Raw genomic sequence first — 25,972 nt, forward strand, 5'->3', positions numbered from 1 at the left:
CGACATCTTGCGGCAAACTTGCGCCCATGCAAAAAACGACCCGTCCTGCAGATGAGGCCCGGTTGCCGACACACAGCGCCCGTATTCTGGTGCTGCATGGCCCGAACCTCAATCTGCTTGGTACCCGTGAACCGCAGCATTATGGCCATGCCACGCTGGCGGACATCAACGCCAGGCTGGCGGCCCGTGCCGCACAGGCTGGTGTGGTACTGGATGCCTTGCAGAGCAATGCCGAGCATGTGCTGATCGAGCGCATTCATCAGGCCCGCGAGGACGGGACCCGTTTCATCATCATCAACCCGGCAGCCTTCACCCATACCAGCGTCGCCCTGCGTGACGCCCTGTCTGCGGTGGACCTGCCCTTCATCGAAGTACATCTGTCCAACGTCCACGCCCGCGAACCGTTCCGCCAGCACTCGTATTTTTCCGACAAGGCGGTCGGCGTCATTTGCGGGTTGGGGCCGGATGGCTACCTGTACGCGCTGGATCAGGCGCTGACGCGCGTCACGTCCTGACCAGCTGCCCATACGGAGAACAAGACCCATGGATCTGCGCAAGCTGAAAAAGCTGATTGACCTCGTTCAGGAATCGGGTATCGCCGAACTGGAAGTGACCGAAGGCGAAGAAAAAGTCCGCATCACCCGCACTGTGAATGCCCCGGTCAACTACGTGCAGGCCCCAGCCTACGCAGCCGCACCGGCTGCTGCACCGGCACCGGCTGCTGCACCGGCGGTCGCCGCCGCCAGCGAAACCAGCGCCGCCCCGCAATGGGCAGACAGCAGCCTGGTGAAGTCACCCATGGTGGGCACCTTCTACCGCGCGGGTGCACCGGGTGCCAAGCCGTTTGTGGAAGTAGGCAGCAGTGTCGCCGTCGGCGACCGTCTGTGCATCATCGAAGCCATGAAGCTGATGAACGAAATCGAAGCCGACCGCGCAGGCGTGGTCAAGGCCATCCTGATGGAAAATGGTCAGCCGGTAGAATACGGCGAACCGCTGTTCGTGATCGAGTGAGGCCGGCCCTGCCGCGCAGGGCTGACTCGACGCCCATCATTCAGTCACAGGTGTCCTGACCATGTTTGAAAAAATCCTCATCGCCAACCGTGGCGAAATTGCCCTGCGTATCCAGCGCGCTTGCCGCGAAATGGGCATCAAGACGGTGGTGGTCCACTCCGAAGTGGACCGCGAGGCCAAGTACGTCAAGCTGGCCGATGAATCGGTCTGCATTGGCCCGGCCCCCAGCAACCAGAGCTATCTGAACGTCCCCGCCATCATTTCCGCGGCGGAAGTCACCGACGCGCAGGCCATTCACCCAGGTTACGGCTTCCTGTCCGAAAACGCGGACTTCGCCGAACGGGTGGAGCAAAGTGGTTTTGTGTTCATCGGCCCGCGCCCGGACACCATTCGCCTGATGGGCGACAAGGTGTCCGCCAAGCAGGCGATGATCGAAGCCGGGGTACCGTGCGTACCGGGTTCCGGCGGTGCTTTGCCGGACGACCCGAAAGAGATCGCCAAAATTGCCAAGCAGATTGGCTACCCGGTGATCATCAAGGCTGCCGGTGGCGGCGGTGGCCGTGGCATGCGGGTGGTACACACCGAAGGTGCGCTGATCAACTCGGTGCAGATGACACGTACCGAAGCCGGTGCCGCTTTTGGCAACCCGACCGTCTACATGGAGAAGTTCCTCGAGAACCCTCGCCACATTGAAATCCAGGTGATGGCCGACGAATACGGCAATGCCATCTATCTGGGCGAGCGGGATTGCTCCATGCAGCGCCGCCACCAGAAGGTGGTGGAAGAGGCTCCGGCTCCGGGCATCACCCCGGCACAGCGCAAGAAGATTGGTGAAGCATGTACCGCGGCCTGCCGTCGCATCGGCTACCGTGGGGCAGGCACCTTTGAATTCCTGTTTGAAAACGGCGAGTTCTACTTCATCGAGATGAACACCCGTGTGCAGGTGGAGCATCCGGTGACCGAGATGATCACTGGTATCGACATCGTGCAGGAGCAGATCCGGGTGGCGGCAGGCGAAAAACTGCGGCACCAGCAAAAGGATGTGCATCTGGTCGGCCATGCCATGGAGTGCCGCATCAACGCCGAGGACCCGTTCAACTTCATCCCGTCACCCGGCCTGATCACCAGCTACCATGCACCGGGCGGCCCTGGCATCCGGGTGGATTCGCACATCTATCAGGGCTACCGCGTGCCGTCGAACTACGACTCGATGATCGCCAAGCTGATTGCCTACGGTAAAACCCGTGAGCAGGCGATGGCCAAGATGCGCATTGCCCTGTCAGAAATGTCGATTGGCGGCATCAAGACCAATATCCCGCTGCATCAGGAGCTGATGCTGGACGCCGCCTTCGGCAAAGGCGGCACCAGCATCCACTATCTGGAGCACCGACTGGAAGAGCTGAAAAAGGGCAGCTAAGCCCGCAGCAGCAAACCGTACTGGCCGCAACCGGCACAACTGTGCCTGTTGCGGCTTTGCTTTGTCGGTTACGCTGCAACCATTCTACTGTCGGGCCCGACCATGACGCAGCGCCACCCGTTTACCTTGCCGGTTCTGCTGGCCCTGTTTGCCGTCTACATCATCTGGGGCTCCACTTACCTCGGCATTGCGCTGGCCATTGATGGCATCCCGCCCTTGCTGATGGCAGGCACCCGCTTCTGGAGCGCCGGGCTGTTGATGCTGCTGTGGCTGAAGTACCGTGGCCACGCCATGCCTACCTTGCGCCAGTGGGGCAATGCCTTGCTGATCGGCAGCTTGATGCTGGGGGTGGGCAATGGTGCGGTCACCATTGCCGAGCAGTGGGTCGCAACGGGTCTGGCGGCCGTCATGATTGCCACGGTGCCGCTGTTTTCCATCCTGTGCGCCCATTGGCTGCTGGGCCAGCGCGCCCATGGCGTGGAATGGCTGGGGCTGGCGGTGGGATTTGGCGGCATCCTGCTGCTCAACAGTGATCAGCGCCTGTCAGGTCAACCCTTGGGCGCCTTCCTGCTACTGGCAGCAGCGTTCTGCTGGGCACTGGGTTCGGCCCTCAGCCGGCGTATCAATATGCCCACCGGCCCCATGTCCACTGCTGCGCAGATGCTGTGTGCCGGGGTGTGCATGAGCCTGGCCGGCTTGCTGCATGGCGAGCGCATCCACCACATCCCGCCCACTAAAGCCATGCTGGCAACAGCCTATCTGGCCGTGTTTGGCTCGCTGATAGCCTATTCAGCCTACCAGTACCTGCTGAAGACCGTGCGGCCTGCCCTGGCCACCAGCTACGCGTATGTCAATCCACTGGTGGCAGTGGGCCTGGGTACCCTGTTCCTGAGCGAACCGGTGACCCCGCGCATGGTGCTGGCGATGACCATCATCCTCAGCGCCGTCCTGTTGGTGATGCTGGCACAGTGGCAACGGAGCCGTCAGCAGCGCTGACATGCCTTCCGCTTCCTGCCGGTGCATGGCATGATGTCGCCTGCATGGGGTGACCCCCTTTGGAATCACTGGAACAGGATGTGGCATGAGCTGGATTTCGCTGGCCCTGATGTCGTCAAGTCAGGAAGCTGAGGCGCTGTCGGATGCGCTGTTTGAACTGGGTGCCTTGTCGGTGTCGATCGAGGACGCCCACGCCGGCACCGACAAGGAACAACCCTTGTTCAACGAACCGGGTGAGGCGGTAGACAGCCTGTGGCATGATAGCCGGGTGCTGGCACTGCTCGGTGAAGACAGCGATGTTGAGGCGCTGCTGGCCCAGCTGCAGGCCCATTTCGATTGGCCCAAGCTGCCGCCCTATGAGGCCATTGAAGTCGCCGAGCAGGACTGGGTGCGGCTGACGCAAAGCCAGTTCGACCCGATCCGTATCTCCGACCGCCTGTGGATCACCCCCACCTGGCACGAAGCCCCACAGGATGGCAGCATCAACCTGTGGCTGGACCCGGGCCTGGCCTTTGGTACCGGCAGCCACCCGACCACGCGCCTGTGCCTGGAGTGGCTGGATCGCCACCTGCCGGTCGGCAGCAGCGTACTGGATTATGGTTGCGGCTCCGGCATTCTGGCGCTGGCCGCTCGCAAGCTGGGTGCTGCCCACGTGGTGGGCGTCGACATCGACCCGCAAGCGATCCAGGCCAGCCATGACAATGCCAGCCAGAATCAGGTCAGCATCGACTTCTACCTGCCGGATGCGTCACCCAACGGGCAGTACGACGTGGTGGTGGCCAACATCCTGACCAATCCCTTGCGTACACTGGCCCCGCTGCTGGCTGGCCATGTCCGCAGCGGCGGCCAACTGGTGCTGTCCGGCATTCTGGTCGAACAGGTGGCGCTGGTGCAAGAAGCCTACGCGCCATGGTTTGCGCTGCAACTGGCTGACCAGCGTGAAGGCTGGGCCTGCCTGTCCGGCGTCAAGCAAGGCTGAGCCGTGCGCTACGCCACCCGCTGCCCCAATTGCCGCACCGCCTTCCGCGTCCACAGCGACCAGCTGGCGGCGGTGAACGGCAAAGTGCGCTGCGGGCGCTGCGCGCATGTTTTCAATGCACTGGATCACCTGCTCCCTGAGCCTGAATCTGTAGCTGCACCTGCACCTGCACCTGCACCTGCACCTGCACCTGCACCTGCACCTGCACCTGCACCTGCACCTGCACCTGCACCTGCACCTGCACCTGCACCTGCACCTGCACCTGCACCTGCACCTGCACCTGCAGAAGAGGATAGCCCGGTGCCTGACGAGGTCAAGGCTGAACCTGAACCACATGAGGCACCTGAATCCGTGGCGGAGACCCACCCGGAGGACGAAGCGCCAACGGCTGAAGCCGAGGCCGAGGTTGTCCCTGAAGCCGTGGTCACCACGCCGCCGGTGGACTTGTTGAACCTGCTGGACCCGCAGCGCCCGCGTGACCGCTGGCGACCACTGTGGGCCTTGCTCAGCCTGTTGGCCTTAACGGGGCTGATCGGTCAGGCAGGATGGCTGTACCGCGAGCCGTTGTACAAGGCACTGCCGTTCACCCGCAGCATCTGGCCGCCGCTGTGCGCGCAATTGGGCTGCAAACCGCCCCTGCTGCGGGACGCCGACGTCCTGCGCATCGACAATGTGGTGCTGGAGGCACAACCCGGCCGGCCGGATCTGGTGCATTGGTCGCTGGAGCTCTCCAACAAGGCGGATTACCCGGTCGCCATGCCGTTGCTGGAGCTGAGCTTGACCAATACGCAGAATGAAGTGGTGGCGCGCCGTGTCCTCACGCCACAGCAGTACGCACCACAGCTGCCGGGGCATGCCACCCTGTCAGCGGGCAGCGCCATGGCCATTCAGCAGTGGCTGAAGCTCGATGGGGTAACCGCAACCGGTTACAAGGTGGATGTGGCCTACCAGCAGCCATGACATCGGGCTTGCCAAGGGACGTTTTCTGTCCCATCCTTACAAGATATGACCCCGCTGCCTGGCAAGCAGCCCGACTGAGGAGAGACGGACCATGGCAACCGTGATGCTGAAAGGCGAACCGGTCAATGTAGGCGGCACCTTCCCCCGTGAAGGCGACACCGCCAAGAGCTTCATGCTGGTGGACAAGAACCTGAACGATGTCTCTCTGTCGATGTATTACGGCAAGCGCAAGGTACTGAACATTGTGCCCAGCCTGGATACGTCGACCTGCATCGCCTCGGCGCGCCGCTTCAATGAGTTGGCTTCCAGCCTGCCCAACACCGTGGTGCTGGTGATTTCGGCGGACACCCCCTTTGCCCAGGCGCGTGCCTGCGCCACCGAGGGGCTGGACAACGTGGTCACCCTCTCCTCCATGCGGGGTCGCGATTTCTTCAAGGACTACGGTGTGATGATCACCGATGTACCCTTGTCGGGCCTGATGGCGCGTGCGGTGGTCGTGCTGGATGAAGAGGACAAGGTGCTGCACGCCGAACTGGTGAGCGACATCACCAGCGAACCCAACTACGCCGCCGCACTGCAGGTGCTGCTCCCCAAAGCTGAAGCCTGAGCCCACCTCCGGCCCGCCATGGCGGGCCGACCTGCTGTTTACCGCACCTTGGTCTACGCCCTTGTCCGCTTGGCAAGGCAGTGTGTCACGCTGCCAAGACTGGCCGGGGCTGGACTGGCTCAACCATCACGCCATGCTGCAAGACTTGCGTAATCAGCGTGGCATTCCACTGCGCTTTGTACAGCAAGATGCGCCACTGTCCGCGCTGGCCTTCGAGCAGCAGATCAACCAGTGCGGTACCATCCCTTGCCGCACCCGCCACTGGCATGACTGGTTCAATGCCCTGATCTGGCTACGCTTCCCACTGAGCAAAGCCATACTGAACCAGCTGCACATCCAGGCGGGAGATAGCGCCCGGCAGCGAGGCCGCCTGCGTGATGCGCTGACCCTGTTTGACGAATGTGGCATCATCATCCGCTACCGTGACCCGATCCTGGCCCGGGCGCTGCAACAACATCAATGGCATGAAGTGTGGTGGCAGCAACGCCAACAGGCGTCCACCCAGCTGGACTACACCCTGTTCGGTCACGCCGAATACGAGAAAGGGCTGGCCCCGTTCCGGGGCTGGACGGCCAAGGCACTCTACCTGCCAGACAGTCCGCTTCCGCTGGATCAGCAGCTTGCCGCAGCCTTGCGCGACGGCGCACTAAGCTCCCCGCGTGATCTGAAACCCTTGCCGGTCCTCGGGGTGCCGGGCTGGCACGCAGGGCAAGATGAGGCTTTTTACCAAGACCAAGACTACTTCCGGCCACTGCGCCAGCCACATCCTGCACCCGATGCTCGTCTTGGTCTGAAAACGAAACAGGCGGCCACAGCCGCCTGAATGTGCCAATCGACTTATTGTGGTGAACCCGGTGCCGGTGGCTGTACTGGCGCAGGTGTCCCGGAGCTTCCCGACTTAGCCGGCGTACCCGAACCGCCTCCCGCGGGCGCATTGCCGCCACTGCTTGAGGAGCCGCCTCCGGTTCCGCCTGCAGCCGGGGTTCCCGCCTTGCCCGGCTGCGGTGCCGCGGCGGGAGGGGGTGTTGCAGCCTTGGGCTGAGTACCCGGCAGACCCTTCATGCTGGTGCGGGGATAGCCCGCAGCATCCAGCGCCGCATTCCAGGATGCTTCATCAAAACCCTTGAGCACTTTCTCGCCCACCAGCAATACCGGCACCTCTTGCGAACCGATGCGCTTCTTCAGTTCAGCCGAGGCTGCTGCGTCACTCTCCGGATTCTTGCGGCTGTGCGGGATGCCTCGCTTTTCCAGCAATTGCTGGCCCTGCTTGCAGATATCGCAAGCATTGGCATACAGCGTGACCGGGTTACGCTTGACGGCATCCTGCACCGAAAATGGCAGCTCGCTGGTGGACACCACATTGGGCTTGTAGTCCTTGCTGGTTGCATTTTTGACATTCGGCGGCGGCGGCTGATCGGAATAGATCTTCTTGCCCGTCGCCGGGTCAATCCAGGAATACACCTGGGCCTGGGCCAGTCCACCGCATAGCAGGGCCAAAAGGCCAGCGGCAATATGTTTGCGACTAAATGCGTAAACCATGCAATTTCTTTCTGTAACGATGTTCCAGCCAGAGGATACCCAATAGCACCCCCAGCACGAATGCGCCCAATACCAGCACCAGCCAGACAATCGGGTTCAGTTGCACGGGCAACGGGTCCATCACCAGCGTCGACGCCGGTTTGGCCGGCGTCTGGCTGGCTTGCACCTGCAATCGCCGTATCTCCTGCTGCGCAAGCTTCAGTTGCTGCTGTACCGTCTGCAGCTCGGTCACCGTCGTCGGGGGCGCCACACTTGCCACCACCGGCGCAGATGCCGCGCTGGTCGGGGCGGCCGCATCAAGCTTCAGCAGGCGGTTCAACACCCAGCCCGTGGTACCATCCGGGGCCTTGATCTGGGTAAAACTGTCGCCCGTTTGCAACACTTCCAGCACGGTACCTGGCGGCAAGGACCGGATAATGCGGGCATGCTCGGAACTACCACTCCGGACATTGGCATTCACCGCCCCTTGCACCACTGCGCCTGCAGCCGCGGCTGCGCCACACAGGCAGGCCATGAGCAGGCTCATGCCAACGTACCATACGCGCTTGCTTGCTCGCATGCGTTCCTTCCACGCTGTCCGGAAATGCCGTTGTAATACAGGCAGGGGGGGCTTGGCAAGCGCTGTGTCAGTGCGGCTGCAGGCCGTTGTGCCTGAGCAAGGCATCCACTTGCGGCGCCCGCCCCCGAAAGGCCACGAACGACGCCATCGCCGGGCGACTGCCGCCCACCGCCAGAATCTGGTCACGGAAACGCTGCCCGGTCACCGGGTTGAGCACCCCCTCCTCCTCAAAGGCCGCAAATGCATCAGCAGACAGCACCTCGGCCCATTTATAACTGTAATACCCCGCCGCATATCCGCCACCAAAAATGTGGGAAAAGCTGTTGGGGAAGCGGTTATAAGCCGGCGGGATGGCAACCGCCACTTCCTGCCGCACCTGATCCAGCAGCGATTGTACCGACTGGCCAGCGCTGGGCAGAAAGCCTTCATGGATGGCCATGTCAAACAGCGAAAACTCCAGCTGCCGCACCATCTGCATGCCGCTCTGGAAATTGCGTGCGGCCACCATGCGGTCAAACAAGGCACGCGGCAGCGATTCGCCAGTGTCAACGTGACGGGTCATCGGCTGCAATACCTGCCATTCCCAACAAAAGTTTTCCATGAACTGGCTGGGCAACTCCACCGCATCCCACTCCACACCATGGATGCCGGACACCCCACGCACCGACACCTGCGTGAGCAGGTGATGCAAGCCGTGGCCGCACTCATGGAACAGGGTGGTCACTTCATCAAAGCTGAAGCAGGCGGGCTCATCCCCCACCGGCGCCGGGAAATTGCACACCAGATACGCTACTGGCGTCTGCAGTTTGCCGTCACGCTCGCTACGGCTACGGGCATCGTCCATCCACGCGCCACCTTGCTTGGCATTGCGGGCATACAGGTCCAGGTAGAACTGCCCCACCTGCTCGCCAGCATGGTTGCGCAAGGTAAAGAAACGGACGCTGGGGTGCCAGACCTCGGCCTCGGCAGGCTCTACCCGAATGGCGAACAGGCGGTCGATCAAGCCAAACAGCCCCTCCAGCACATTGTGCTCGGGCAGGTAGCGGCGCACCTCTTGCTCGGAGAAGGCATAGCGGTCCTGCCGCAGCTTTTCCGACACATAGGGCACATCCCACATCTGCAGGTCATGCAGATCCAGGCGCTCGGCAGCAAACTGGCGCAGCTCCACCATGTCCTGCGCGGCGAATGGCTTGGCGCGCTGTGCCAGATCACGCAGGAAATGCGCCACTTCCGCCGGGCTCTCGGCCATCTTGGTGGCCAGCGACAACTCGGCATAGTGCGCAAACCCCAGCAGCTGGGCCTCTTCTTGCCGCAACTGCAGCAAGCGGTCGATCAGCGGCTGGTTATCCCATTCGGCCGGGCCGAATTCCGAGGCACGGGTGACATAGGCTTGGTAGACCGACTCACGCAACGCACGATTATCGGCATACTGCATCACCGGCAGGTAGAACGGCATCTGCAAGGTCAGCCGGTAGCCGGTCTGCCCTTCGGCTTCCGCCGCGTGCTGAAACATGGCCAGCACCTCAGGCGGAATCCCGGCCAGTTCCTCCACATCGGTAATCAGGCGGCTCCAGGCGTCGGTAGCGTCCAGCAGGTGGTTGGAAAACTGGTTGGAGAGTTCGGCCAGTTCTTCCTGAATGGCCGCAAAGCGTTGCTTCTCCGTGTCCGGCAGCTCGGCCCCGGACAAGCGGAAATCCCGCAGCTCGTGCTCAATCAGGCGCTGCTGGGCCGGGCTCAGGCTGGCGTACTCATCAGACGTCGCCAGCGCCTTGTAGCGCTCGAACAGTGCCAGATTCTGCCCCAAAGCGGTATAGAACTGGGTCAGCCGTGGCAGGTTATGCTCATAGACCTCACGCAACTCCGGTGTATTCATCACACTGTTCAGGTGGCCGACCACGCCCCAAGCGCGCGACAGCGGCTCCAGTGCGGCGTCGAGCGGCTCGACGAAGGCCTGCCAGCCCTGGGCCTGCGGGTCTGCCAGCAGCTGGTCCACCGTGCGCTGGGCATCCGCCAGCAAGGTATCCATGGCGGGCGTCACGTGCTCGGGGCGAATGGCGGTAAAACGGGGCAGGTCGGCAAAATCCAGCAAGGGGTTCATCTCGGCTCTCATAGGCGATTCACAATAAAGACGATTATACTGCGGCACCCGTACTCTGCCCGGAAACCTGTCATGCCGATCGCCCCTTTTCAGCAACACTTGCCGCAACTGGCCGAGGGCTGTTACCTGCACGACAGCAGTCAGCTGATCGGTGATGTCCAGCTGGGCGAGCACAGCTCAGTCTGGTGCAACGCGGTACTGCGTGGCGACGTGAACCGGATCCGCGTCGGCCGCAACAGCAATATCCAGGACCTGGCCATGTGCCATGTCTCTCATAAGACGCCGGACAAGCCCGAGGGTTCACCGCTGGTCATTGGCGACCATGTCACCGTGGGCCACAGTGTCATCCTGCATGGCTGCCGCATTGGCAACGATGTACTGGTGGGGATGGGCAGCATCGTGATGGACGATGCGGTGGTGGAAGATCAAGTGATGATTGGCGCCGGCAGCCTGGTACCGCCGGGCAAGACCTTGCGCAGCGGCTGGCTGTATATCGGACGCCCGGTGCAGGCGGTACGCGAGCTGACCACGCAGGAGATCGCCTACCTGCGTTATTCGGCCGAACACTATGTGCGTGTGAAAAATCAGTATCTGGCGCAGGCGGAACAGCCGAAATAAAAAACCCCGGCCAGTGGCCGGGGTAAAAAGACCTTGATTGAGCAAGGTACCCGCTCAGGGAGGGAAGCGGGGAGCGCCGCAGCACTCACAAACTGAGAGTGGGGCTGTCACTAAAAAGTTCACGCCTCCGCTGAATTTTCCATCTCGTCGTCATACAACCAGCTCAGGATCTGCTTCTCCGCCTCGTCCACCCCCAGCTTTTTCAAGCTGGAGAACAGCTGCACACTGATCATGGGGCGGTCTTCCACCGCGGCCTTGACCATGGCCAATTGCTTGGCGGCTTCCAGCTTGGTGAGCTTGTCGTACTTGGTGAGCAGGATATGGATCGGCTTGCCGGTCACCGCAAACCAGTCCAGCATCTGCCAGTCCAGCTCCTTCAGCGGGTGGCGCGAATCCATGATCACCACCAGCCCGCGCAGAGTCTCCCGCGTCTGCAGATACTGGCTGAGCAGCACCTCCCAGTGCCGCCGCACGGCGGTTGGCACCTGCGCATAGCCATATCCGGGCAAATCCACTACAAATCGGTTGTCACTCACCTCAAAATAGTTGATATGCTGCGTACGGCCTGGCGTTTTACTGGTAAAGGCCAGCCGGGTATGCCGCGCCAGCGTGTTGATGGCGCTGGATTTACCCGCGTTGGATCGGCCGGCAAAGGCAACCTCGGCCACGGTTTGTGGCAAAGAGCGCAAATCATTGACGGTGGTGAAGAAATGGAGTTGTTGCAAACTGGGCATGGCCGTGGCGCCGCGAGGAAAAGGCGTTTAGAATAACGGGTTTAGAATAGAGGCGGAAGCCCGCAGCCTTCCGCAACCTGCCGATTGTCCGTTTTTTGTGTGCGAATCGCACCGGTCACGGCAGGCGCAGCATGACAAAACCACAAGGAGTTTCTGCATGAAACACACTCGTCTCGTGGCGCTTCTGTTGGCCACTGTGCTGGCTACCGCCGCCAGCGCCGAAGCCAGCAAGGCAGATCCGGCCAAAGGCCAGAAGATCGCCAGCACCGTCTGTGCCGCCTGTCATGCGGCAGACGGCAACAGCACCGTGCCGGCCAACCCGCGTCTGGCCGGGCAACCTGCTGATTATCTGGTCAAGCAGCTGCAAGCCTTCAAGGCACCGGTAGACCCGAAGAAGCCGGAAAGCTACCGCGACAATGCCACCATGCGTGGCATGGTGGCCAACCTGTCCGAAGAAGACATGCGCAATGTGGCCGCCTACTTCGAGTCACAGAAAGCCAAGTTTGGTGTGACCGATACCAAGCTGCGCGCGCAGGGCGAGAAAATTTACCGGGGTGGCATCGCCAGCAAGGGCGTACCGGCCTGTATGGCCTGTCATGGCCCGACCGGTGCCGGCATGCCGTCGCAGTTCCCGCGTCTGGGTGGTCAGCACCCGGCCTATGTGGAAGCGCAAATGAAGGCCTTCCGTGACGGCAAACGCGCCAACGACCCGGCCAAGATGATGCGCAGCGTGGCTGCCAAGCTGTCGGACGATGACATCAAGGCAGTAGCCGCCTTCGTGGCAGGCCTGCACTAAGCGCCTCACCGTACCGCCAGGTCGGTACGGACAGGCTGATGCAAGAGGCGGGCGTCCCGATGGGTCGCCCGTTTTGCTGTACGGGGCCAGGCTGCGACAAAAGGTCGCAGCAGCCCCGGTTGATTTGCAACAAGGTGAGCATCTGCGGCTTGCGGCATGCTGCAACCTGCCCGATGTTTGCCCTGAAATGAGTATTGCCCGTGCGTAAACCCTCCCTGTTGCGTGACGCCTATGACACCCTGAGCTCGATGCGTTTTGCCATCAGCCTGCTGGTGATCCTGGCGCTGGCAGCCATCATCGGCACGGTACTCAAGCAGAACGAATCCTATACCGGCTATCTGGTTGAGCTTGGCCCTTACTGGTTTGAGGCCTTCCGCCGCCTGGGCCTGTACGATGTCTATGGCAGTGGCTGGTTCATGACCATCCTCGGCTTTCTGGTGGTATCGACCACCCTGTGCATCTATCGTCATACCCCGCAATTTGTGCAGGACATGCGCAGCTTCCGCGAACACACCACCCTGAAGTCGTTACGCCTGTTCAAGCACCACACCCCACTGGACACGCCGCTGACCGAGGCCGAGCAGCAGCCGCTGCTGCAGCGCTACCTGCAAGGCAAGGGCTACCGCTTCAGGGTGGCCGACAACCGCCACACCCAGGAACCGCATACCCTGCTGGCTGCCAAGACGGGCACCTGGCAACGCGCAGGCTATTTTGCGGCGCATCTGGCCATTGTGATGATCTGTCTGGCCGCGCTGATGGACGGCAGCCTGTCGCTGCGACTGCAGCAATGGTTTAACGGCAAACAAGCGGAAACCCGTGATTTGCCGGTCAGCCAATTGTCTGCCGCCAGCCGCCTGGATGACAGTAACCGCTCCTTCCGCGGCAATGTCAGTATCGCGGAAGGCGAACAAACCGACGTGGTGTTCCTCACCCAGGACAACGGCTTCTATGCCCAGACCCTGCCGTTCACGCTGGAGCTGAAGCGCTTTCAGGTCGAGCATTACCCCACCGGGCAGCCCAAGTTGTTTGCCAGCGATATCGTGGTGACCCGCAAGGACACCGGCGAAAAAATCATCGGCCGCACCGAAGTAAACAAGCCGGTGATCGTGGATGGTGTGGCCATCTATCAGGCCAGCTTCAGCGACGGTGGCTCGGCACTGGACTTCCAGCTGTGGCCGCTGGCGCAGCCCGGCGCACCGGTCCTCAAAGGCAAGGGCACCTCCTTGCGCAGCCAGCAGCTGACCATCGCCGGCAAGCCCTATACGCTGGAATTCCAGGAATTCCGCCTGTTCAACATCGAGGATTTCAGCAACAGCCAGACCAAGCCCAAAGCCAAAACCACGGCAGACCAGCTGCAGGCCGAGATGGCCGATGCCCTGAAGGAAACCCGCGACCGTGCCTTGCGCAACGTGGGGCCCAGCATCACCTTCCGCCTGCGAGATGCCGCCGGCCAGGCGCGGGAATTCCAGAACTACATGCAGCCGATCCAGCTCGAAGGCGCCAGTTACTTCATCAGCGCCATGCGTACGGATGTCGGCGGTGCCCAGCAGTTTTTCCGCTTCCCGGCCGATACCGACGGCACGCTCACCGGCTATATGACACTGCGGCAGCGCCTGCTGGACCCGGCCAACCGTGATGCCCTGACCGAGCGGGTAGCGCGTGCCACGCTGGGCAATGGCGTACAGACCAGCCCGGCTCAGCAGCAATTTCAGGCCGCGACCCAGCGCATGCTGGAGAGCTTTGCCCGTAGCGGCTTTGCCGGTATGGATGAGCAGCTGCGCAAGAGCGTGCCGGAAGCCAAGCGAAGCGAAGTGGCCCAGCTTTATCTGCGCATCATGCGGGCTGCCGCCATGGAGGCCTTCTTGCAGGACAAACCGGAAGGCTACACCCCCACAGAGACCGATGGCCGCTTTGTCATCGACAGCATGGTGTCCATCAGCATCAGCAAGGACTACGGCATGCCCTACCTGCTGCAGCTGGAAGGCTTCCAGCAGCGGCAGGCCAGTGGTTTCCAGATTGCACGCGCGCCATTCCGCCCATTGGTGTATCTGGGCTGCCTGCTGCTGGTACTGGGCGTATTCGCCATGTTCTACCTGAGCGAGCGCCGCATCTGGCTGGTGTGTCGGGATGGCAAGGTAGAATTCAGCATGGCGGGCAATCGCCAGACCCTGCAGTTTGAAGCAGAATATCGGCAACACCAGACTGCGCTTGCCACCCTGTTGCGCAGCCCTACGCAAGGAGCCTGAACATGGAACTCAGCCGTGAACTGCCGCTGACGCCTCCCAGCCGCTGGCTGGACTGGAGCGGCATTGTATTTGCCCTGCTGGTGCTGGCAGGGGCAGGCTTGGTGTGGGCACGCTTTCCGATGGACAACTACGATCTGGGCATCCTGCTGCTGGTCACGCCGCTGTTGATGGCGTTTGGCCTGTACTGGCGTGCCATGCGCTGGGTGCTGCCGCTGGTGGGCGCGCTGAGCATGCTGTCGATCAGCCTGTATCAAGGCCAGGTGGCGCGGGCCGAAAACGTCTTCCTGCTCAAATACGTCCTGGCCAGCCAGAGCGGCATCATGTGGATGTGCACGCTGTTCATGTTCGCGCTGGTCATCGGTCTGGCCAGCCTGCCCTTGCGCTCGGCCTTTGCTGCCTCCTTCGCGCGCGGCCTGACCTGGGCTGCCGTGGTGATGGGCTTGACCGGCCTCTTGGTGCGCTGGCATGTCAGCTACCTGCTGCTGCCGGGCAATGGGCATATCCCGGTCAGCAACCTGTATGAAGTCTTCGTGCTGTTCTGCCTGATCGCGGCACTGGTGGCCTTGTTCTACTGCGAACGCTACCGCAGCCCGCAACTGCTGCCGCTCGCCTTGCTGGTGGTCAATGCCGCTGTGGCCTTCATCTTCTGGTACATCTTCAGCCGTGGTGCGCATGACATCCAGCCGCTGATCCCGGCCTTGCAGTCCTACTGGATGAAAATCCACGTCCCGGCCAACTTCATTGGCTATGGCGCCTTCTCGCTGGCCGCCATGTGCGGGCTGGCCATCTTGCTGAAAGAGCCCACCCAAACCAACGCCTGGCTGCCGGATGCCGAGGTGCTGGACGAAATCATGTACAAGGCCAACGCCATCGGCTTCTTCTTCTTCACCATCGCCACCATTTTGGGCGCGCTGTGGGCGGCAGAAGCCTGGGGTGGCTACTGGTCGTGGGACCCGAAGGAAACCTGGGCACTGATCGTATGGCTGAATTACGCCGCCTGGCTGCACATGCGGCTGGTGAAAGGCCTGCGTGGCCCAATCCTGGCCTGGTGGTCTTTGGTCGGTTTGCTGGTGGTGACCTTTGCCTTTGTCGGCGTCAACACCTACCTGAGCGGCCTGCATTCTTACGGCAAGCTGTAGCCGCCTGCAGAATACCTGTGCAGCAGCTACACTGTCTGATGAAGCAACTGTTTTCTGTTCACCCTGGAGTGTTGTCATGAAACGTTTTGCACTGCTGTTGGCGTCCTGTCTGGCCTTGAGCGCACTGAACGCGCAAGCCAGCATGGATCTGGCCAAGAAGCATAACTGCATGGCCTGTCACGCGATCGACAAGAAAGTGGTCGGTCCGGCATTCAAGGATGTGGCTGCCAAGTACAAGGGTGTCAAGGACGCGGAAACCACCCTGATCAACAAGGTGAAGAAGGGCGGCTCCGGCGTCTGGGGTCCGGTACCGATGCCGGCCAATTCGCCGCAGGTGTCGGATGCCGACATCAAGGCCCTGGTCAAATGGGTACTGACCCAGAAATAAGTCCAGCACACGGGCTGCCACTTGGCGGCCCGTGTACTTTCGGACCCTGTACCTTCGCGCTGCCAACAGATTGTCATGTTGGTCTTGCATCATCCGTGGCTTGTCCGTTACCCTCTCTTATTCACTTCGTTGCCAACCGACGGTAAAAGATCATGGAAAACCGCGCTCTGACTGAAGAAGACATCCGCAACGACAATGGCGACGACTACATGAACGCGCGCCATCTCGAGTTCTTTAAAGGCTACCTGCAGAAAATGAAACAGCAGCTGCTGGAAAATGCCAACGCCACCAGCCAGCACCTGCAGGAGCAGGAAGCCACGCCCGATCCGGCAGACCGCGCCACACTGGAAGAAGAGTACGCACTGGAGCTGCGCACCCGTGACCGTGAGCGCAAGTTGCTGATCAAGATCGACCAGGCGATTGCCCGCATTGATGCCAATGATTACGGCTATTGTGAAGACACCGGCGAGCCCATCGGCCTCAAGCGCCTGCTGGCCCGGCCGACCGCCACGCTGTCGATCGAGGCGCAAGAGCGCCGCGAGCGGATGAAGAAACAATACGCAGACTGATCCGCGTGTCTGCTGATCTGGATGCCGAGTCCCTGCTGCGGCGAACCGGGGAGCGGGTTACCCCCGCCCGACGCCGCATTCTGGCCTTGCTGCTGGCCTCGCCCACAGCGTTAAGTCAGCAGGAATTGTTGCATGCCCTGGCGGATGGCCCCGCCATTGACCGGGTCACCGTCTATCGTGTGCTGGAGTGGTTATCCGAAAAGGGGCTGGCCCACAAGATCGCTGGTGAAGACCGCATCTGGCGCTTCAATGCCGCCAGCCACCGCATTCACCAGCACGCCCACTTCCAGTGCCAGCGCTGCCAGCGCGTCTATTGCCTGGAGCATATCCAGATTGACTGGCAGCCCCAGCTGCCAGATGGCTTCCGCCTGCATCATGCCGACATCACCCTGAAAGGCGATTGTCCGTCCTGCTCTCGCTGATTCTTTTCGACTGAATCCGGAAATCATGCGCTTTAATGCAATCCGGTTGCATTTGAAAGGACTCGCATGATTTAATGCAACAAAGTTGCATAAGGATAGACCATGCCCATTCCTGTTACCGTGCTGTCCGGTTTTCTGGGGGCCGGCAAAACCACCCTGCTCAACCACATCCTCTCCAACACCCAGGGGATGCGCGTCGCCGTTATCGTCAACGACATGTCGCAGGTCAATATCGACGCCGCGCTGGTGGCCCAGCACCCGGACATGGTGACCCGCACCGATGCCCGCATGGTCGAGCTCAGCAATGGCTGCATCTGCTGCACCCTGCGTGAGGACCTGCTGATTGAAGTCCGCAAGCTGGCCGAAACCGGTCGCTTCGATTATCTGGTGATAGAGTCAACCGGCATTGCAGAACCCTTGCCGATTGCTGAGACCTTCACCTTTACCGATGAAGATGGTTGCAGCCTGTCGCAGTTTGCCCGGCTGGATACCCTGGTCACCGTGGTGGATGGCTTCAATTTCCTGCGTGACTATGCCGACGATGCGCTGTTGCGGGAGCGTCTGGATACCCCCGAGGACGATGATCGGGCGCTGGTCGAACTGCTGATTGAGCAGATCGAATTCTGCGATGTCCTGGTACTCAACAAGACGGACCTGATCAGCGAGGACGAACTGGCGCGCCTGCACCACATCCTGCAGCGCCTCAACCCGCGCGCGCAGCTGATCACCTCCCGCTTTGGGCGCATCCCGCTGGATACCATCCTCAATACCGGCCGCTTTGATTTTGACGCCGCTGCTGAAGCACCAGGGTGGATGGCCACCTTGCGCGGCGAGCTGCACCCGGAAACCGAGCGTTACGCGATCGGCAGCTTTGTATGGCAGGCACGGCGGCCGCTGCATCCACAACGCTTCTGGAACCTGCTGCATGGCGAATGGGCGGGTGTACTGCGCTCCAAAGGCTTCTTCTGGCTGGCCAGCCGTCCGCACCTGGCTGGTAGCTGGTCACAAGCTGGCGGGGCATGCCGCCATGGACCCGCTGGCTACTGGTGGGCTGATGTGCCTGAAGACCACTGGCCACAGGATGATTCTGCACGTGCCCACATTGCAGCCCGCATGGAAGCGGAAACCGGCGACCGGCGGCAGGAGCTGGTCTTTATCGGCATGGACATGGACGAAGCAGCCATCCGCACGGCACTGGACGACTGCCTGCTGACCGAGCCGGAATGGCAGGCCGGACCAGCGGCATGGCGCAGCTTGCCTGACCCGTTCCCGGTCTGGGAGCAGGATCTCACCCCTGAGGAAAGTCATGCTTGAGATTCGACAACTGCGTTACGCTTATCCAGGCCGGCCTGTGCTGCAGTGGCCCGACTTCGCTCTGGCCCGCGGTGAACAAGCCTTGCTGCTGGGCCCCAGCGGCAGCGGTAAAACCACCTTGCTGCATTTGCTGGCCGGCATGCTGACCCCGAGCGGGGGTGACATCCGTGTGGCAGACACCCTGCTCAACACCTTGTCCGGTTCAGCGCTGGATACCTTCCGGGGTCAACGCATTGGCGTGCTGCCCCAGCGGGTGAGCATGCTGGATAGCCTCAGCGTGCTGGATAATCTGCTGTTTGCACAATACTTTGCCGGTCAGCGTACGCAACCTTCACGCGCCCTGCACCTGCTGGAACAGCTGGACTTGCCCGAAGTGGCACCGCGCCTGCCAGCCCAGCTGAGCCAAGGCCAGCTGCAACGCGTGGCGCTGGCACGGGCGCTGATCAACCAACCCGCTGTACTGCTGGCGGATGAGCCTACCGCCAGCCTGGACGACACACGCGCAGCGCAGGTGGCCAACCTGCTGGCTGAGCATGGCCAGCAGCAAGGCTGCAGCTTGCTGATTGCCACACACGATGCCCGCCTTAAAGCCCGCTTCACGCGCCACCTGACACTGACAGAACCCATCCGGGGGCAAGCATGAAGCTGCTACATCTGAGCTGGCGCAATCTGTGGCACCGCCCCTTGCCCACCTTGTTGAGCCTGTTCTTGCTGGCCAGCGGTATCGCCACCCTGGTCGTGCTCTGGCTGGCCAGCCAGCAGCTAGGGGCGCGGCTGCAGCAAGAAGCCAAAGGCATTGATCTGGTGGTGGGGGCCAAGGGCAGCCCGCTGCAACTGGTACTCTCCAGTGTTTACCATCTGGATATTCCGACCGGCAATATCAGCCAGCAGGATGCTCAGCGCTGGATGCATCATCCCATGGTGGCACGCGCCATTCCGCTGGCACTGGGGGACAATCTGGGCGGCTTCCGCATTGTCGGCACCGACCCCGGCTATCTCGCTCTGTATCAAGGCCAGCTGGCCGCCGGACGACACTGGCAGCAGCCCATGGAGGTGGTGGTAGGGGCCGAAGTGGCCCGTGTCAAGCATATCCAGCTGGGCGATACCCTGGTGGGTAGCCACGGGCTGGAAGCCGGTGGTGAACTGCACAGCCATTCACCGTATCGGGTCGTCGGCATCCTGCAAGCCAATGGCAGCGTGCTGGATCGACTGATCCTGACGCCTGTTGCCAGCGTCTGGCAAGTGCACGCTCACGAGGCGGAAGAAGAGCGCGAACATGAGGCGGACGGGGAGCACGAGCATGAGGCGGAGGCTTCCCATGCCCAGGAGGCCGAAGCCAGCCATGCTGATGAACACCATCAGGAGACCCATACCCCGGCAGCTTCGCCCGCTTCCGAGCGAGAATTGACCGCACTGCTGCTGCAATTCCGCAGCCCGCTGGCGGTCGCCACCCTGCCGCGGGAGATCAACCGGCAGTCTGCGCTACAAGCGGCCTCCCCGGTCATGGAGGCTGCACGCCTGCAGCAACTGACCGCGCAGCTGTTGCAAGCGGTGCAGGCCATTGCCGGCTTGCTGGTGGTGGCCGCCCTGCTGAGCCTGTTTGCGACCTTGTATCAAGCCCTGGAGCAACGCCGTGGCCAATGGGCGCTGATGCGCATGCTGGGTGCCAGCCGCAGCAAACTGTTTGGCAGCATGGTGCTGGAAGGGGCTTTGCTGTCGACCTTGGGGACACTGCTGGGCCTGCTGCTGGCGCACGGTTTGCTGTGGGGGCTGTCGCTGTGGCTGGCAAGTACGCGCCATGTGCCGCTGCCCCTGTCAGCGTTTCATCCCGCCGAGCTATACTTGCTGGCATTGGCGCCTGCTGCGGGCATAGTGACAGCCCTGCTCCCGGCGTGGCGCGCCAGCCGTACGTCGGTGGCGCTGACCCTGACACAAGGATAAACCGTATGCGCATCCTGGTCTTGACGCTACTGATGCTGGGTCTGGCAGCACAAGCCGCCCCCGCCAGCAAACCGGCCCCCGCGTCCCCGCCTGCCCAGTCGGCCGTGGACCCCGGCCCCACCTTGCCAGCGCGCAGTGATGTGGTGTCGTGGTCCATCCTGAAGCGTATACAGGTGGTACAGCAAAACCGGGTGATGGTGCCTCGTTTTGACCCGGTGATCCTGGCGCTGGAGGGCAAGGTGGTCAAGGTGCAGGGCTTCATGCTGCCGCTGGACATGACCGAGCAGCAAAAACACTTCATTCTGTCTTCCGTCTCCCCCAGCTGCCCATACTGCCTGCCCGCCGGGCCGGAAGGGTTGATGGAGGTGGTCAGCCCCAGTGCGATCCGCTTCAGCCAGGATCCCGTGGTGGTAGAAGGCAAGCTGGTGCTGTTGCACAAGAATGAAAACGGCCTGCTGTACAAGCTGGTGGATGGCAAAGCGACGCGCTGAACCTAGCCCTTGGCCAGCTGCTTCAGTGCCAGACGGATACCATCCTCCACCTTGCAATCCGTTGGCAAGGCTTTGACCGCCAGTGCGGCCTCCTTCTCGCTATAACCCAGTGCCAGCAACGCTTGCAGCACATCATCACCGGTCGAGGCGGGCGGGGCAAACAGGCCGCCCACCGCGACACCGCCCGGGTTGAACTTGCCGCCCAGCTCCAGCAGCAGACGTTCGGCCGTCTTCTTGCCAATGCCTGGCGTCTTGGCCAGCCGTGCCGCGTCTCCATTGGCAATCACCAGCGTCAGCTCGTTCACCGACAAACCCGACAACACCGCCAGCGCCAGCTTGGGGCCTACACCGCTGACCTTGACCAACTGACGAAAGGCATCGCGTTCTGCCCGCGTCAGAAAACCATACAGCTGCTGCGCATCCTCACGCACCACCAGATGGGTAAACAGGCGAACTTCGCCACCGGTCGGCGGCAGGTCGTAGAAGGTGCTCATCGGCACATCCAGTTCATAACCCACTTGCCCTGCCAGCAGCAGGACGGCAGGCGGGGTCTTTTCCAGCACGGTGCCTTGTAGCAGACCAATCATGACGGTGACTTCCTTTCAGCAGTAAATACGGGGTTCATACCAGCCGACCACCGCGCACGCGGAAGCCTTGGGTGGAGAGGCGGCCCAGATGCCCGGCGTGGGCATGGCAGATGGCAGCGGCCAGCGCATCCGCCGCATCGGCTTGTGGACTGGCGGGCAGGCTCAGCAGACGCTTCACCATCTCCTGTACCTGCTCCTTGGCGGCGTGGCCATTGCCCACCACCGACTGCTTGACCTGCAGCGCAGTATATTCGGCCACCGTGATGTTCTGCGACACCAGCGCGCTGATGGCGGCGCCGCGCGCCTGCCCCAGCAGCAGGGTGGACTGCGGGTTAACGTTGACGAAAACCTTTTCCACCACCGCCACGTCCGGGCGCACCTGCTGCACAATCTGCACAATGCTGTCGAACAGTACCTTCAACCGTGCGGGCAGCAGCCCCTCGCCACTCTTGATGCAGCCACTGGTCACGTAGCTCAGCTGTTGCCCCTGCTGGTCCAGCACGCCAAAGCCGGTTACCCGCAGGCCAGGGTCGATACCGAGGATACGCATTACCAGCCCACCTGGGCGACCCAATCACGCGCGGCTTCCAGCCGCTCCGGCGTGCCGACATCCAGCCACTGCCCGGTATGCACCTCACCGCCCAACTGACCCGCATCCGCCGCCGCATGCAGCAGCGGCGCCAGTTTGGCCACTTGATGAGGGGGCGTGTCACGGAACATCGCCGGGTGATACACGCCGATCCCGGCATAGGTGTGGCGGTTCACCTCAGCCCGCCCCAGCAGGCCGTCCACCAGCGAGAAATCGCCGCTGGGGTGATGCGGCGGATTCGGCACCATCACCAGCCAGGCCAGCCGCTGCGCCAGCTGGGCCTGCGCCCGTTGCAGCAAGGCGGGTAAATGGATATCGGTCAGCACATCACCATTGAGCAGCAGGAAGGGCTGCTCACCCAGCAAGGGCAGGGCGGTGGCAATGCCGCCCGCGGTTTCCAGCGCGGTCCCCTCGTGCGAATAACGGATACGTACCCCATACACCGCCCCCTCGCCCAGCGCCGCTTCAATCTGTGCGCCCAGATGCGCCAGATTGATGACCACCTCGCGAATGCCCGCTGCCGCCAGATGACGCAGGTGCCAGCCGATCAGCGGCTCGCGTCCAACCTGCAGCAGCGGTTTCGGGGTATGGTCGGTCAGGGGACGCATGCGTTCGCCGCGCCCAGCAGCCAGGATCATGGCGCGGGTGATCAAAAGGTGTACCCCACTTGTTCCTGTTTGCCCTGCAGCTCATCGAGCAGGCGAGCGAGCGGCGTCAGCGCGGCATAGCGGCGGCAGGCACGCCCCAGGTAATCCAGTACCCGCGGCAGGTCATTCAGGTAAGCCGACTTGCCATCACGATGGTGCAGGCGAGCAAACAGGCCCACCACCTTGAGGTGACGCTGCACCCCGGCCCACTCGACATCCCGATAGAAGGTGTCGATATCGTCCGGCACCGCTACCCCGGCCTTGCGGGCGGCACTCCAGTAACGCACCACCCAGTCCAGCACCGCCTCTTCCGGCCAGTCGATGTACGCATCTTTCAGCAAGGAGGCGAGATCGTAAGCGACCGGCCCCCGCATGGCGCCCTGAAAGTCGATGATGCCCAAGCTACCATCGGCCAGCAGCATCAGGTTGCGGCAATGATAATCCCGGTGCATGAAGCATTGTGTCTGCGCGGTGAGGTTGTCCACCAGCGCCTGCTTGCACACCTGCAGCCGTTCCTGCCAGCGTGCATCCAGCGTCGCCCGCAGATGCTGGCCCAGATACCACTCGTCAAAAATGGCCATCTCGCGCAGCATCATGGCGGCATCAAACGGCGGCAAGCTGACAGGGTCTACCTGCTGCTGCATGCGGACCAGGCTGTCCATCGCCATGCGGTACAAGGCTGGGGCCTGCTCCGGCGTCAAGACATCCTGATAATGGGTACTGCCAAAATCCTCCAGCAGCATGAAGCCCTGCTCAAGGTCTACCTGATGGCGTAGCGGTACCCGTACCCCCGCCTGCTGCAGCAAGTCTGCCACCTGCACGAAGGGACGGCTGTCTTCCAGCTCAGGCGGCGCGTCCATGGCGACATAATGGCGGCCATCGCTCAACGTCAGCCGGAAGTAGCGGCGGAAGCTGGCATCACTGGAGGCAGGTGCCCAGTCAAATGAGGTGCCTGGCAAACAATGCTGCAGCCAGCTTTTCAAAGCCTGTTCGCGTATCGTATTGGACAAGATCCATCCCGTCTTCAGGGGCTGACATGTTGTCGACCCCCTAATCATGTTAAAGTGCTGCGATTCTACATCAGGTCGCCCTGCGGTTTTCATGCTACGCCTCACACCCATCGCCTGTGCCTTGTTGACGCTGTATGCCAGCCCACTGTGGGCTGCAGGTTCCGTGACGCCACAACCCGCCTCCAGTCAGGATGAGGGGCCGACGACCATCCAGGCAGGCCAGGTCAATGGCGTCTATGGGCAAACGCTGGAAGCGGATGGCCAGGTCGAGATGAAGCGCCCCGGCCAGACCATCGTGGCAGACTGGCTGCGCTACCAGCAAGTGACCGAGGACCTGTACGCCAAAGGCCACATCCGCTTGCTGCAGCATGGCGACGATGTACGAGGCGACGAACTCAAGCTCAACCTGAATAGCCGCATCGGCAACATCACCCAGACCGAGTACACCCTGGCCAACGGCAGTGCCCGGGGCAGGGCGGATGTGCTGGAGTTTGCCGGGCGTGACCGTTACCGCCTGAAGAATGCCACTTATACCTCCTGCGTCAACCCGGAGGCCGGTTGGTATCTGATCGCCAGCGACCTGTCGCTGGACTATACCCGCAACCTGGGCGAAGCCGAATCTGCCCGGCTGGTGTTCCAAGGGGTGCCGCTGGCTTATTTACCCTGGATTGATTTTTCACTCAATGGCGAGCGCAAGAGTGGCTGGCTGACCCCATCTATCGGTTCCAGCAACAAAGGCGGCGCCGAGCTGTCCACGCCCTACTACTGGAACATTGCCCCCAACCGCGACGCCACCTTCACACCACGCCTGATGGTGAAACGTGGCTTGCAATTGAAGGGCGAGTTCCGCTATCTGGAGCCTAGCTATGCCGGCGAGGTAACAGCCGAATGGCTGTCGGACCGCAAGAGTGACCGTAACCGCTCCGGCCTGAAATGGCTGCACCAGCAACGCTTTGGTGCCTGGAACAGCGGTGTACGCATTGAGCGGGTGTCGGATGACACTTACTTTGAGGATCTGGGCGACAAACTGGCGGTCAGCTCCACCGTCAACCTGCCACGCGAAGCCTGGATCTCGCGCAGTGAAAACGGCCTGTCTTTCTCGGCCCGTTTCCTCAAATACCAGACCCTGCAGCCTAACCCCAACAGCCTGGTAGATACGCCATACGCCAAGCTGCCGCAGCTGACATTGAACTGGCTGAAACCCAATCTGGGCGGTGGCAACCTCGATCTTGACCTGCAGAGTGAATTCACCGCCTTCCGCCACCCGACCAAGGTAGACGGGACCCGGCTGGTGACTTACCCCAGCGTCAGCTGGTTGCTCAGCAGCCAGTCTGCCTACTTCAAGCCGAAAGTCGGCGTGCACGTCACCCACTACAACATCAATGCGGGCAACAACCGTACGGGCTTGACCAGCTCGACCCGCACCTTGCCCATTCTCAGTGTGGATAGCGGCCTGTTCTTCGACCGCGAAACCACCCTGGGCGGACAAAACTACACACAGACGCTGGAGCCGCGTCTTTACTACGTCAATATCCCCTACCGCGACCAAAGCAAGCTGCCGAACTTCGACAGCGGCCTGGCCGACTTCAGCTTCTCCCAACTGTTCAGCGAGAACCGCTATACCGGCAGTGATCGTATCAATGAAGCCAATCAGATCACGGCCGCGGTCACCAGCCGGTTGATTGACGATGATACCGGGGTGGAACGTTTGCGGGGCAGTATTGGTCAACGCTATTACCTGCGCAAAACCCAGCGGGTGGCACTGGATGGCAGTACCACGCCACGCAATGAGCGGAGCTCGGACATTCTGGCCAGCCTGGAAGGCCAGTTGGGGAAGAACTGGCATTTGAGCAGCAGCTGGCAGTTCAACACCAGCAGCCCACGTTCGCAGAAAGCGTCGCTGGACCTGCAATACAGCCCAGCCCCCGGCAAAGTGCTGAACTTTGGCTACCGCATGGACCGCACACCTGCAGCGGACAAGGATAGACTCAAGCAATTCGACATCTCCGGCCAGTGGCCGATTGCTCCGGGGTGGTACGGCGTTGCCCGCTGGAACTACTCGATCAAGGACAAAAAACCACTGGAAGTACTGGCCGGTGTGGAATACAACGCAGGCTGCTGGCAATTGCGCATGGTGGCGCAACGTTACGTCACTTCCGGCGGCAACAAGTCCACCAATGTTTTCCTGTTGTTGCAGATGTCTGATGTGGCCAGCTTCGGCAGTAACCCGAGCGACACCCTCAAGCGTGGGGTCAAAGGCTATGCCGAACCAGAACGGCTGGAAAGCGCCAACCCGACTGAAGTCAAACCCTAAG

At 61.8% G+C, this 25,972-nt stretch carries 29 protein-coding genes and 1 pseudogene; 21 read left to right on the forward strand and 9 right to left on the reverse strand.

The genetic code is table 11. The annotated features are described in order from the left end of the window. The first annotated feature begins 26 nt into the window (after positions 1 to 26). The 6 genes and pseudogenes from aroQ to HF682_RS18120 all read left to right on the forward strand — a co-directional run. A complete protein-coding gene (aroQ, locus tag HF682_RS15115) occupies positions 27 to 515 on the forward strand; it encodes a type II 3-dehydroquinate dehydratase (RefSeq protein WP_168878171.1) in 489 nt (162 codons plus the stop codon). A 28-nt stretch (positions 516 to 543) separates the two neighbouring features. Beyond that, entirely contained in the window at positions 544 to 1,011 is a 468-nt protein-coding gene (gene accB / locus HF682_RS15120; protein ID WP_168878172.1) for an acetyl-CoA carboxylase biotin carboxyl carrier protein, read from the forward strand. Positions 1,012 to 1,072: 61 nt separating this feature from the next. Then, entirely contained in the window at positions 1,073 to 2,428 is a 1,356-nt protein-coding gene (gene accC / locus HF682_RS15125; protein ID WP_168878173.1) for an acetyl-CoA carboxylase biotin carboxylase subunit, read from the forward strand. 102 nt (positions 2,429 to 2,530) lie between these two features. Next, on the forward strand, positions 2,531 to 3,424 hold the full coding sequence (gene yedA, locus HF682_RS15130) for a drug/metabolite exporter YedA (RefSeq protein WP_168878174.1): 894 nt from the start codon (positions 2,531 to 2,533) through the stop codon (positions 3,422 to 3,424). An 85-nt stretch (positions 3,425 to 3,509) separates the two neighbouring features. Next, complete coding sequence (prmA, locus tag HF682_RS15135) at positions 3,510 to 4,403, forward strand: 50S ribosomal protein L11 methyltransferase (protein WP_168878175.1); 894 nt, start codon at positions 3,510 to 3,512, stop codon at positions 4,401 to 4,403. 3 nt (positions 4,404 to 4,406) lie between these two features. Beyond that, positions 4,407 to 4,475 (forward strand): annotated as a pseudogene (locus HF682_RS18120) (MJ0042-type zinc finger domain-containing protein); the annotation flags it as partial. Between the two features lie 40 nt (positions 4,476 to 4,515). Here HF682_RS18120 and HF682_RS17880 read toward each other — a convergent pair. Then, the gene (locus HF682_RS17880; RefSeq protein WP_240947308.1) at positions 4,516 to 4,677 is read right to left on the reverse strand and encodes a hypothetical protein; all 162 of its coding nucleotides are present in this window, start codon (positions 4,675 to 4,677) and stop codon (positions 4,516 to 4,518) included. A gap of 26 nt (positions 4,678 to 4,703) precedes the next feature. On the opposite strand from HF682_RS17880, the gene HF682_RS17885 reads away from it, so the two are divergent. The 3 genes from HF682_RS17885 to HF682_RS15150 all read left to right on the forward strand — a co-directional run bounded on the left by HF682_RS17885 (position 4,704) and on the right by HF682_RS15150 (position 6,793). Further along, a complete protein-coding gene (locus HF682_RS17885) occupies positions 4,704 to 5,363 on the forward strand; it encodes a DUF3426 domain-containing protein (protein ID WP_308418749.1) in 660 nt (219 codons plus the stop codon). Positions 5,364 to 5,454: 91 nt separating this feature from the next. Continuing rightward, complete coding sequence (gene tpx, locus HF682_RS15145; RefSeq protein ID WP_168878177.1) at positions 5,455 to 5,970, forward strand: thiol peroxidase; 516 nt, start codon at positions 5,455 to 5,457, stop codon at positions 5,968 to 5,970. Between the two features lie 61 nt (positions 5,971 to 6,031). After that, a complete protein-coding gene (locus HF682_RS15150; RefSeq protein ID WP_168878178.1) occupies positions 6,032 to 6,793 on the forward strand; it encodes a DUF3025 domain-containing protein in 762 nt (253 codons plus the stop codon). 14 nt (positions 6,794 to 6,807) lie between these two features. Here the strand turns inward: HF682_RS15150 and HF682_RS15155 are convergent, their stop codons facing one another. From HF682_RS15155 to HF682_RS15165, 3 genes are all read right to left on the reverse strand, one after another. After that, positions 6,808 to 7,509 (reverse strand): DUF4124 domain-containing protein, encoded by a 702-nt coding sequence (locus HF682_RS15155; protein WP_168878179.1) that lies wholly within the window; start codon positions 7,507 to 7,509, stop codon positions 6,808 to 6,810. Beyond that, positions 7,493 to 8,035, reverse strand: coding sequence for an SH3 domain-containing protein (locus tag HF682_RS15160; protein WP_168878180.1), 543 nt, complete (start codon positions 8,033 to 8,035; stop codon positions 7,493 to 7,495). The genes HF682_RS15155 and HF682_RS15160 overlap by 17 nt, the downstream gene beginning before the upstream one ends. Before the next feature lie 100 nt (positions 8,036 to 8,135). Continuing rightward, complete coding sequence (locus tag HF682_RS15165; RefSeq protein WP_168878181.1) at positions 8,136 to 10,166, reverse strand: M3 family metallopeptidase; 2,031 nt, start codon at positions 10,164 to 10,166, stop codon at positions 8,136 to 8,138. A gap of 72 nt (positions 10,167 to 10,238) precedes the next feature. Between HF682_RS15165 and HF682_RS15170 the strand changes: the two genes are divergently transcribed. After that, positions 10,239 to 10,784 carry a gamma carbonic anhydrase family protein gene (locus HF682_RS15170; protein WP_168878182.1) on the forward strand — a complete coding sequence of 182 codons (546 nt, stop codon included), beginning with the start codon at positions 10,239 to 10,241 and terminating at the stop codon, positions 10,782 to 10,784. 119 nt (positions 10,785 to 10,903) lie between these two features. Here the strand turns inward: HF682_RS15170 and yihA are convergent, their stop codons facing one another. Beyond that, positions 10,904 to 11,518, reverse strand: coding sequence for a ribosome biogenesis GTP-binding protein YihA/YsxC (gene yihA, locus HF682_RS15175; RefSeq protein ID WP_168878183.1), 615 nt, complete (start codon positions 11,516 to 11,518; stop codon positions 10,904 to 10,906). A gap of 157 nt (positions 11,519 to 11,675) precedes the next feature. Here yihA and HF682_RS15180 point away from each other — a divergent pair, with 157 nt between their 5' ends. From HF682_RS15180 to HF682_RS15225, 10 genes are all read left to right on the forward strand, one after another. Next, positions 11,676 to 12,314, forward strand: a complete 639-nt coding sequence (locus HF682_RS15180; protein ID WP_168878184.1) for a c-type cytochrome — start codon at positions 11,676 to 11,678, stop codon at positions 12,312 to 12,314. Positions 12,315 to 12,514: 200 nt separating this feature from the next. After that, positions 12,515 to 14,560, forward strand: coding sequence for a cytochrome c biogenesis protein ResB (locus tag HF682_RS15185; RefSeq protein WP_168878185.1), 2,046 nt, complete (start codon positions 12,515 to 12,517; stop codon positions 14,558 to 14,560). Between the two features lie 2 nt (positions 14,561 to 14,562). Then, entirely contained in the window at positions 14,563 to 15,699 is a 1,137-nt protein-coding gene (gene ccsB / locus HF682_RS15190; RefSeq protein ID WP_168878186.1) for a c-type cytochrome biogenesis protein CcsB, read from the forward strand. 76 nt (positions 15,700 to 15,775) lie between these two features. Continuing rightward, the gene (locus tag HF682_RS15195; protein WP_168878187.1) at positions 15,776 to 16,087 is read left to right on the forward strand and encodes a c-type cytochrome; all 312 of its coding nucleotides are present in this window, start codon (positions 15,776 to 15,778) and stop codon (positions 16,085 to 16,087) included. A 152-nt stretch (positions 16,088 to 16,239) separates the two neighbouring features. Then, positions 16,240 to 16,656 carry an RNA polymerase-binding protein DksA gene (dksA, locus tag HF682_RS15200; RefSeq protein ID WP_168878188.1) on the forward strand — a complete coding sequence of 139 codons (417 nt, stop codon included), beginning with the start codon at positions 16,240 to 16,242 and terminating at the stop codon, positions 16,654 to 16,656. 5 nt (positions 16,657 to 16,661) lie between these two features. Next, a complete protein-coding gene (locus HF682_RS15205; protein ID WP_205882116.1) occupies positions 16,662 to 17,078 on the forward strand; it encodes a Fur family transcriptional regulator in 417 nt (138 codons plus the stop codon). Between the two features lie 102 nt (positions 17,079 to 17,180). Beyond that, entirely contained in the window at positions 17,181 to 18,392 is a 1,212-nt protein-coding gene (zigA, locus tag HF682_RS15210; RefSeq protein ID WP_168878189.1) for a zinc metallochaperone GTPase ZigA, read from the forward strand. Then, positions 18,385 to 19,035 (forward strand): ABC transporter ATP-binding protein, encoded by a 651-nt coding sequence (locus tag HF682_RS15215; protein ID WP_168878190.1) that lies wholly within the window; start codon positions 18,385 to 18,387, stop codon positions 19,033 to 19,035. Before zigA ends, HF682_RS15215 begins: the two co-directional genes overlap by 8 nt. Next, positions 19,032 to 20,333 carry an ABC transporter permease gene (locus HF682_RS15220; protein WP_168878191.1) on the forward strand — a complete coding sequence of 434 codons (1,302 nt, stop codon included), beginning with the start codon at positions 19,032 to 19,034 and terminating at the stop codon, positions 20,331 to 20,333. Before HF682_RS15215 ends, HF682_RS15220 begins: the two co-directional genes overlap by 4 nt. A gap of 5 nt (positions 20,334 to 20,338) precedes the next feature. Further along, positions 20,339 to 20,824 (forward strand): DUF3299 domain-containing protein, encoded by a 486-nt coding sequence (locus tag HF682_RS15225; RefSeq protein ID WP_168878192.1) that lies wholly within the window; start codon positions 20,339 to 20,341, stop codon positions 20,822 to 20,824. Between the two features lie 2 nt (positions 20,825 to 20,826). On the opposite strand, the gene ruvA is transcribed toward HF682_RS15225, so the two are convergent. From ruvA to HF682_RS15245, 4 genes are read right to left on the reverse strand one after another with little or no spacing between them, the layout of a single operon-like run. After that, positions 20,827 to 21,411, reverse strand: a complete 585-nt coding sequence (ruvA, locus tag HF682_RS15230) for a Holliday junction branch migration protein RuvA (RefSeq protein ID WP_168878193.1) — start codon at positions 21,409 to 21,411, stop codon at positions 20,827 to 20,829. Positions 21,412 to 21,445: 34 nt separating this feature from the next. Continuing rightward, on the reverse strand, positions 21,446 to 21,961 hold the full coding sequence (gene ruvC, locus HF682_RS15235; RefSeq protein WP_168878194.1) for a crossover junction endodeoxyribonuclease RuvC: 516 nt from the start codon (positions 21,959 to 21,961) through the stop codon (positions 21,446 to 21,448). After that, positions 21,961 to 22,638 (reverse strand): N-acetylmuramate alpha-1-phosphate uridylyltransferase MurU, encoded by a 678-nt coding sequence (gene murU, locus HF682_RS15240; RefSeq protein ID WP_168878195.1) that lies wholly within the window; start codon positions 22,636 to 22,638, stop codon positions 21,961 to 21,963. Before murU ends, ruvC begins: the two co-directional genes overlap by 1 nt. A gap of 11 nt (positions 22,639 to 22,649) precedes the next feature. Beyond that, positions 22,650 to 23,657 (reverse strand): aminoglycoside phosphotransferase family protein, encoded by a 1,008-nt coding sequence (locus HF682_RS15245; RefSeq protein WP_168878196.1) that lies wholly within the window; start codon positions 23,655 to 23,657, stop codon positions 22,650 to 22,652. 91 nt (positions 23,658 to 23,748) lie between these two features. On the opposite strand from HF682_RS15245, the gene HF682_RS15250 reads away from it, so the two are divergent. Beyond that, positions 23,749 to 25,971: an LPS-assembly protein LptD gene (locus tag HF682_RS15250; protein WP_168878197.1), complete on the forward strand. Its 2,223-nt coding sequence runs from the start codon at positions 23,749 to 23,751 to the stop codon at positions 25,969 to 25,971. Position 25,972 lies beyond the last annotated feature (1 nt).

The sequence above is a fragment of the Leeia aquatica genome (genome assembly GCF_012641365.1).
GTDB lineage: Bacteria > Pseudomonadota > Gammaproteobacteria > Burkholderiales > Leeiaceae > Leeia > Leeia aquatica.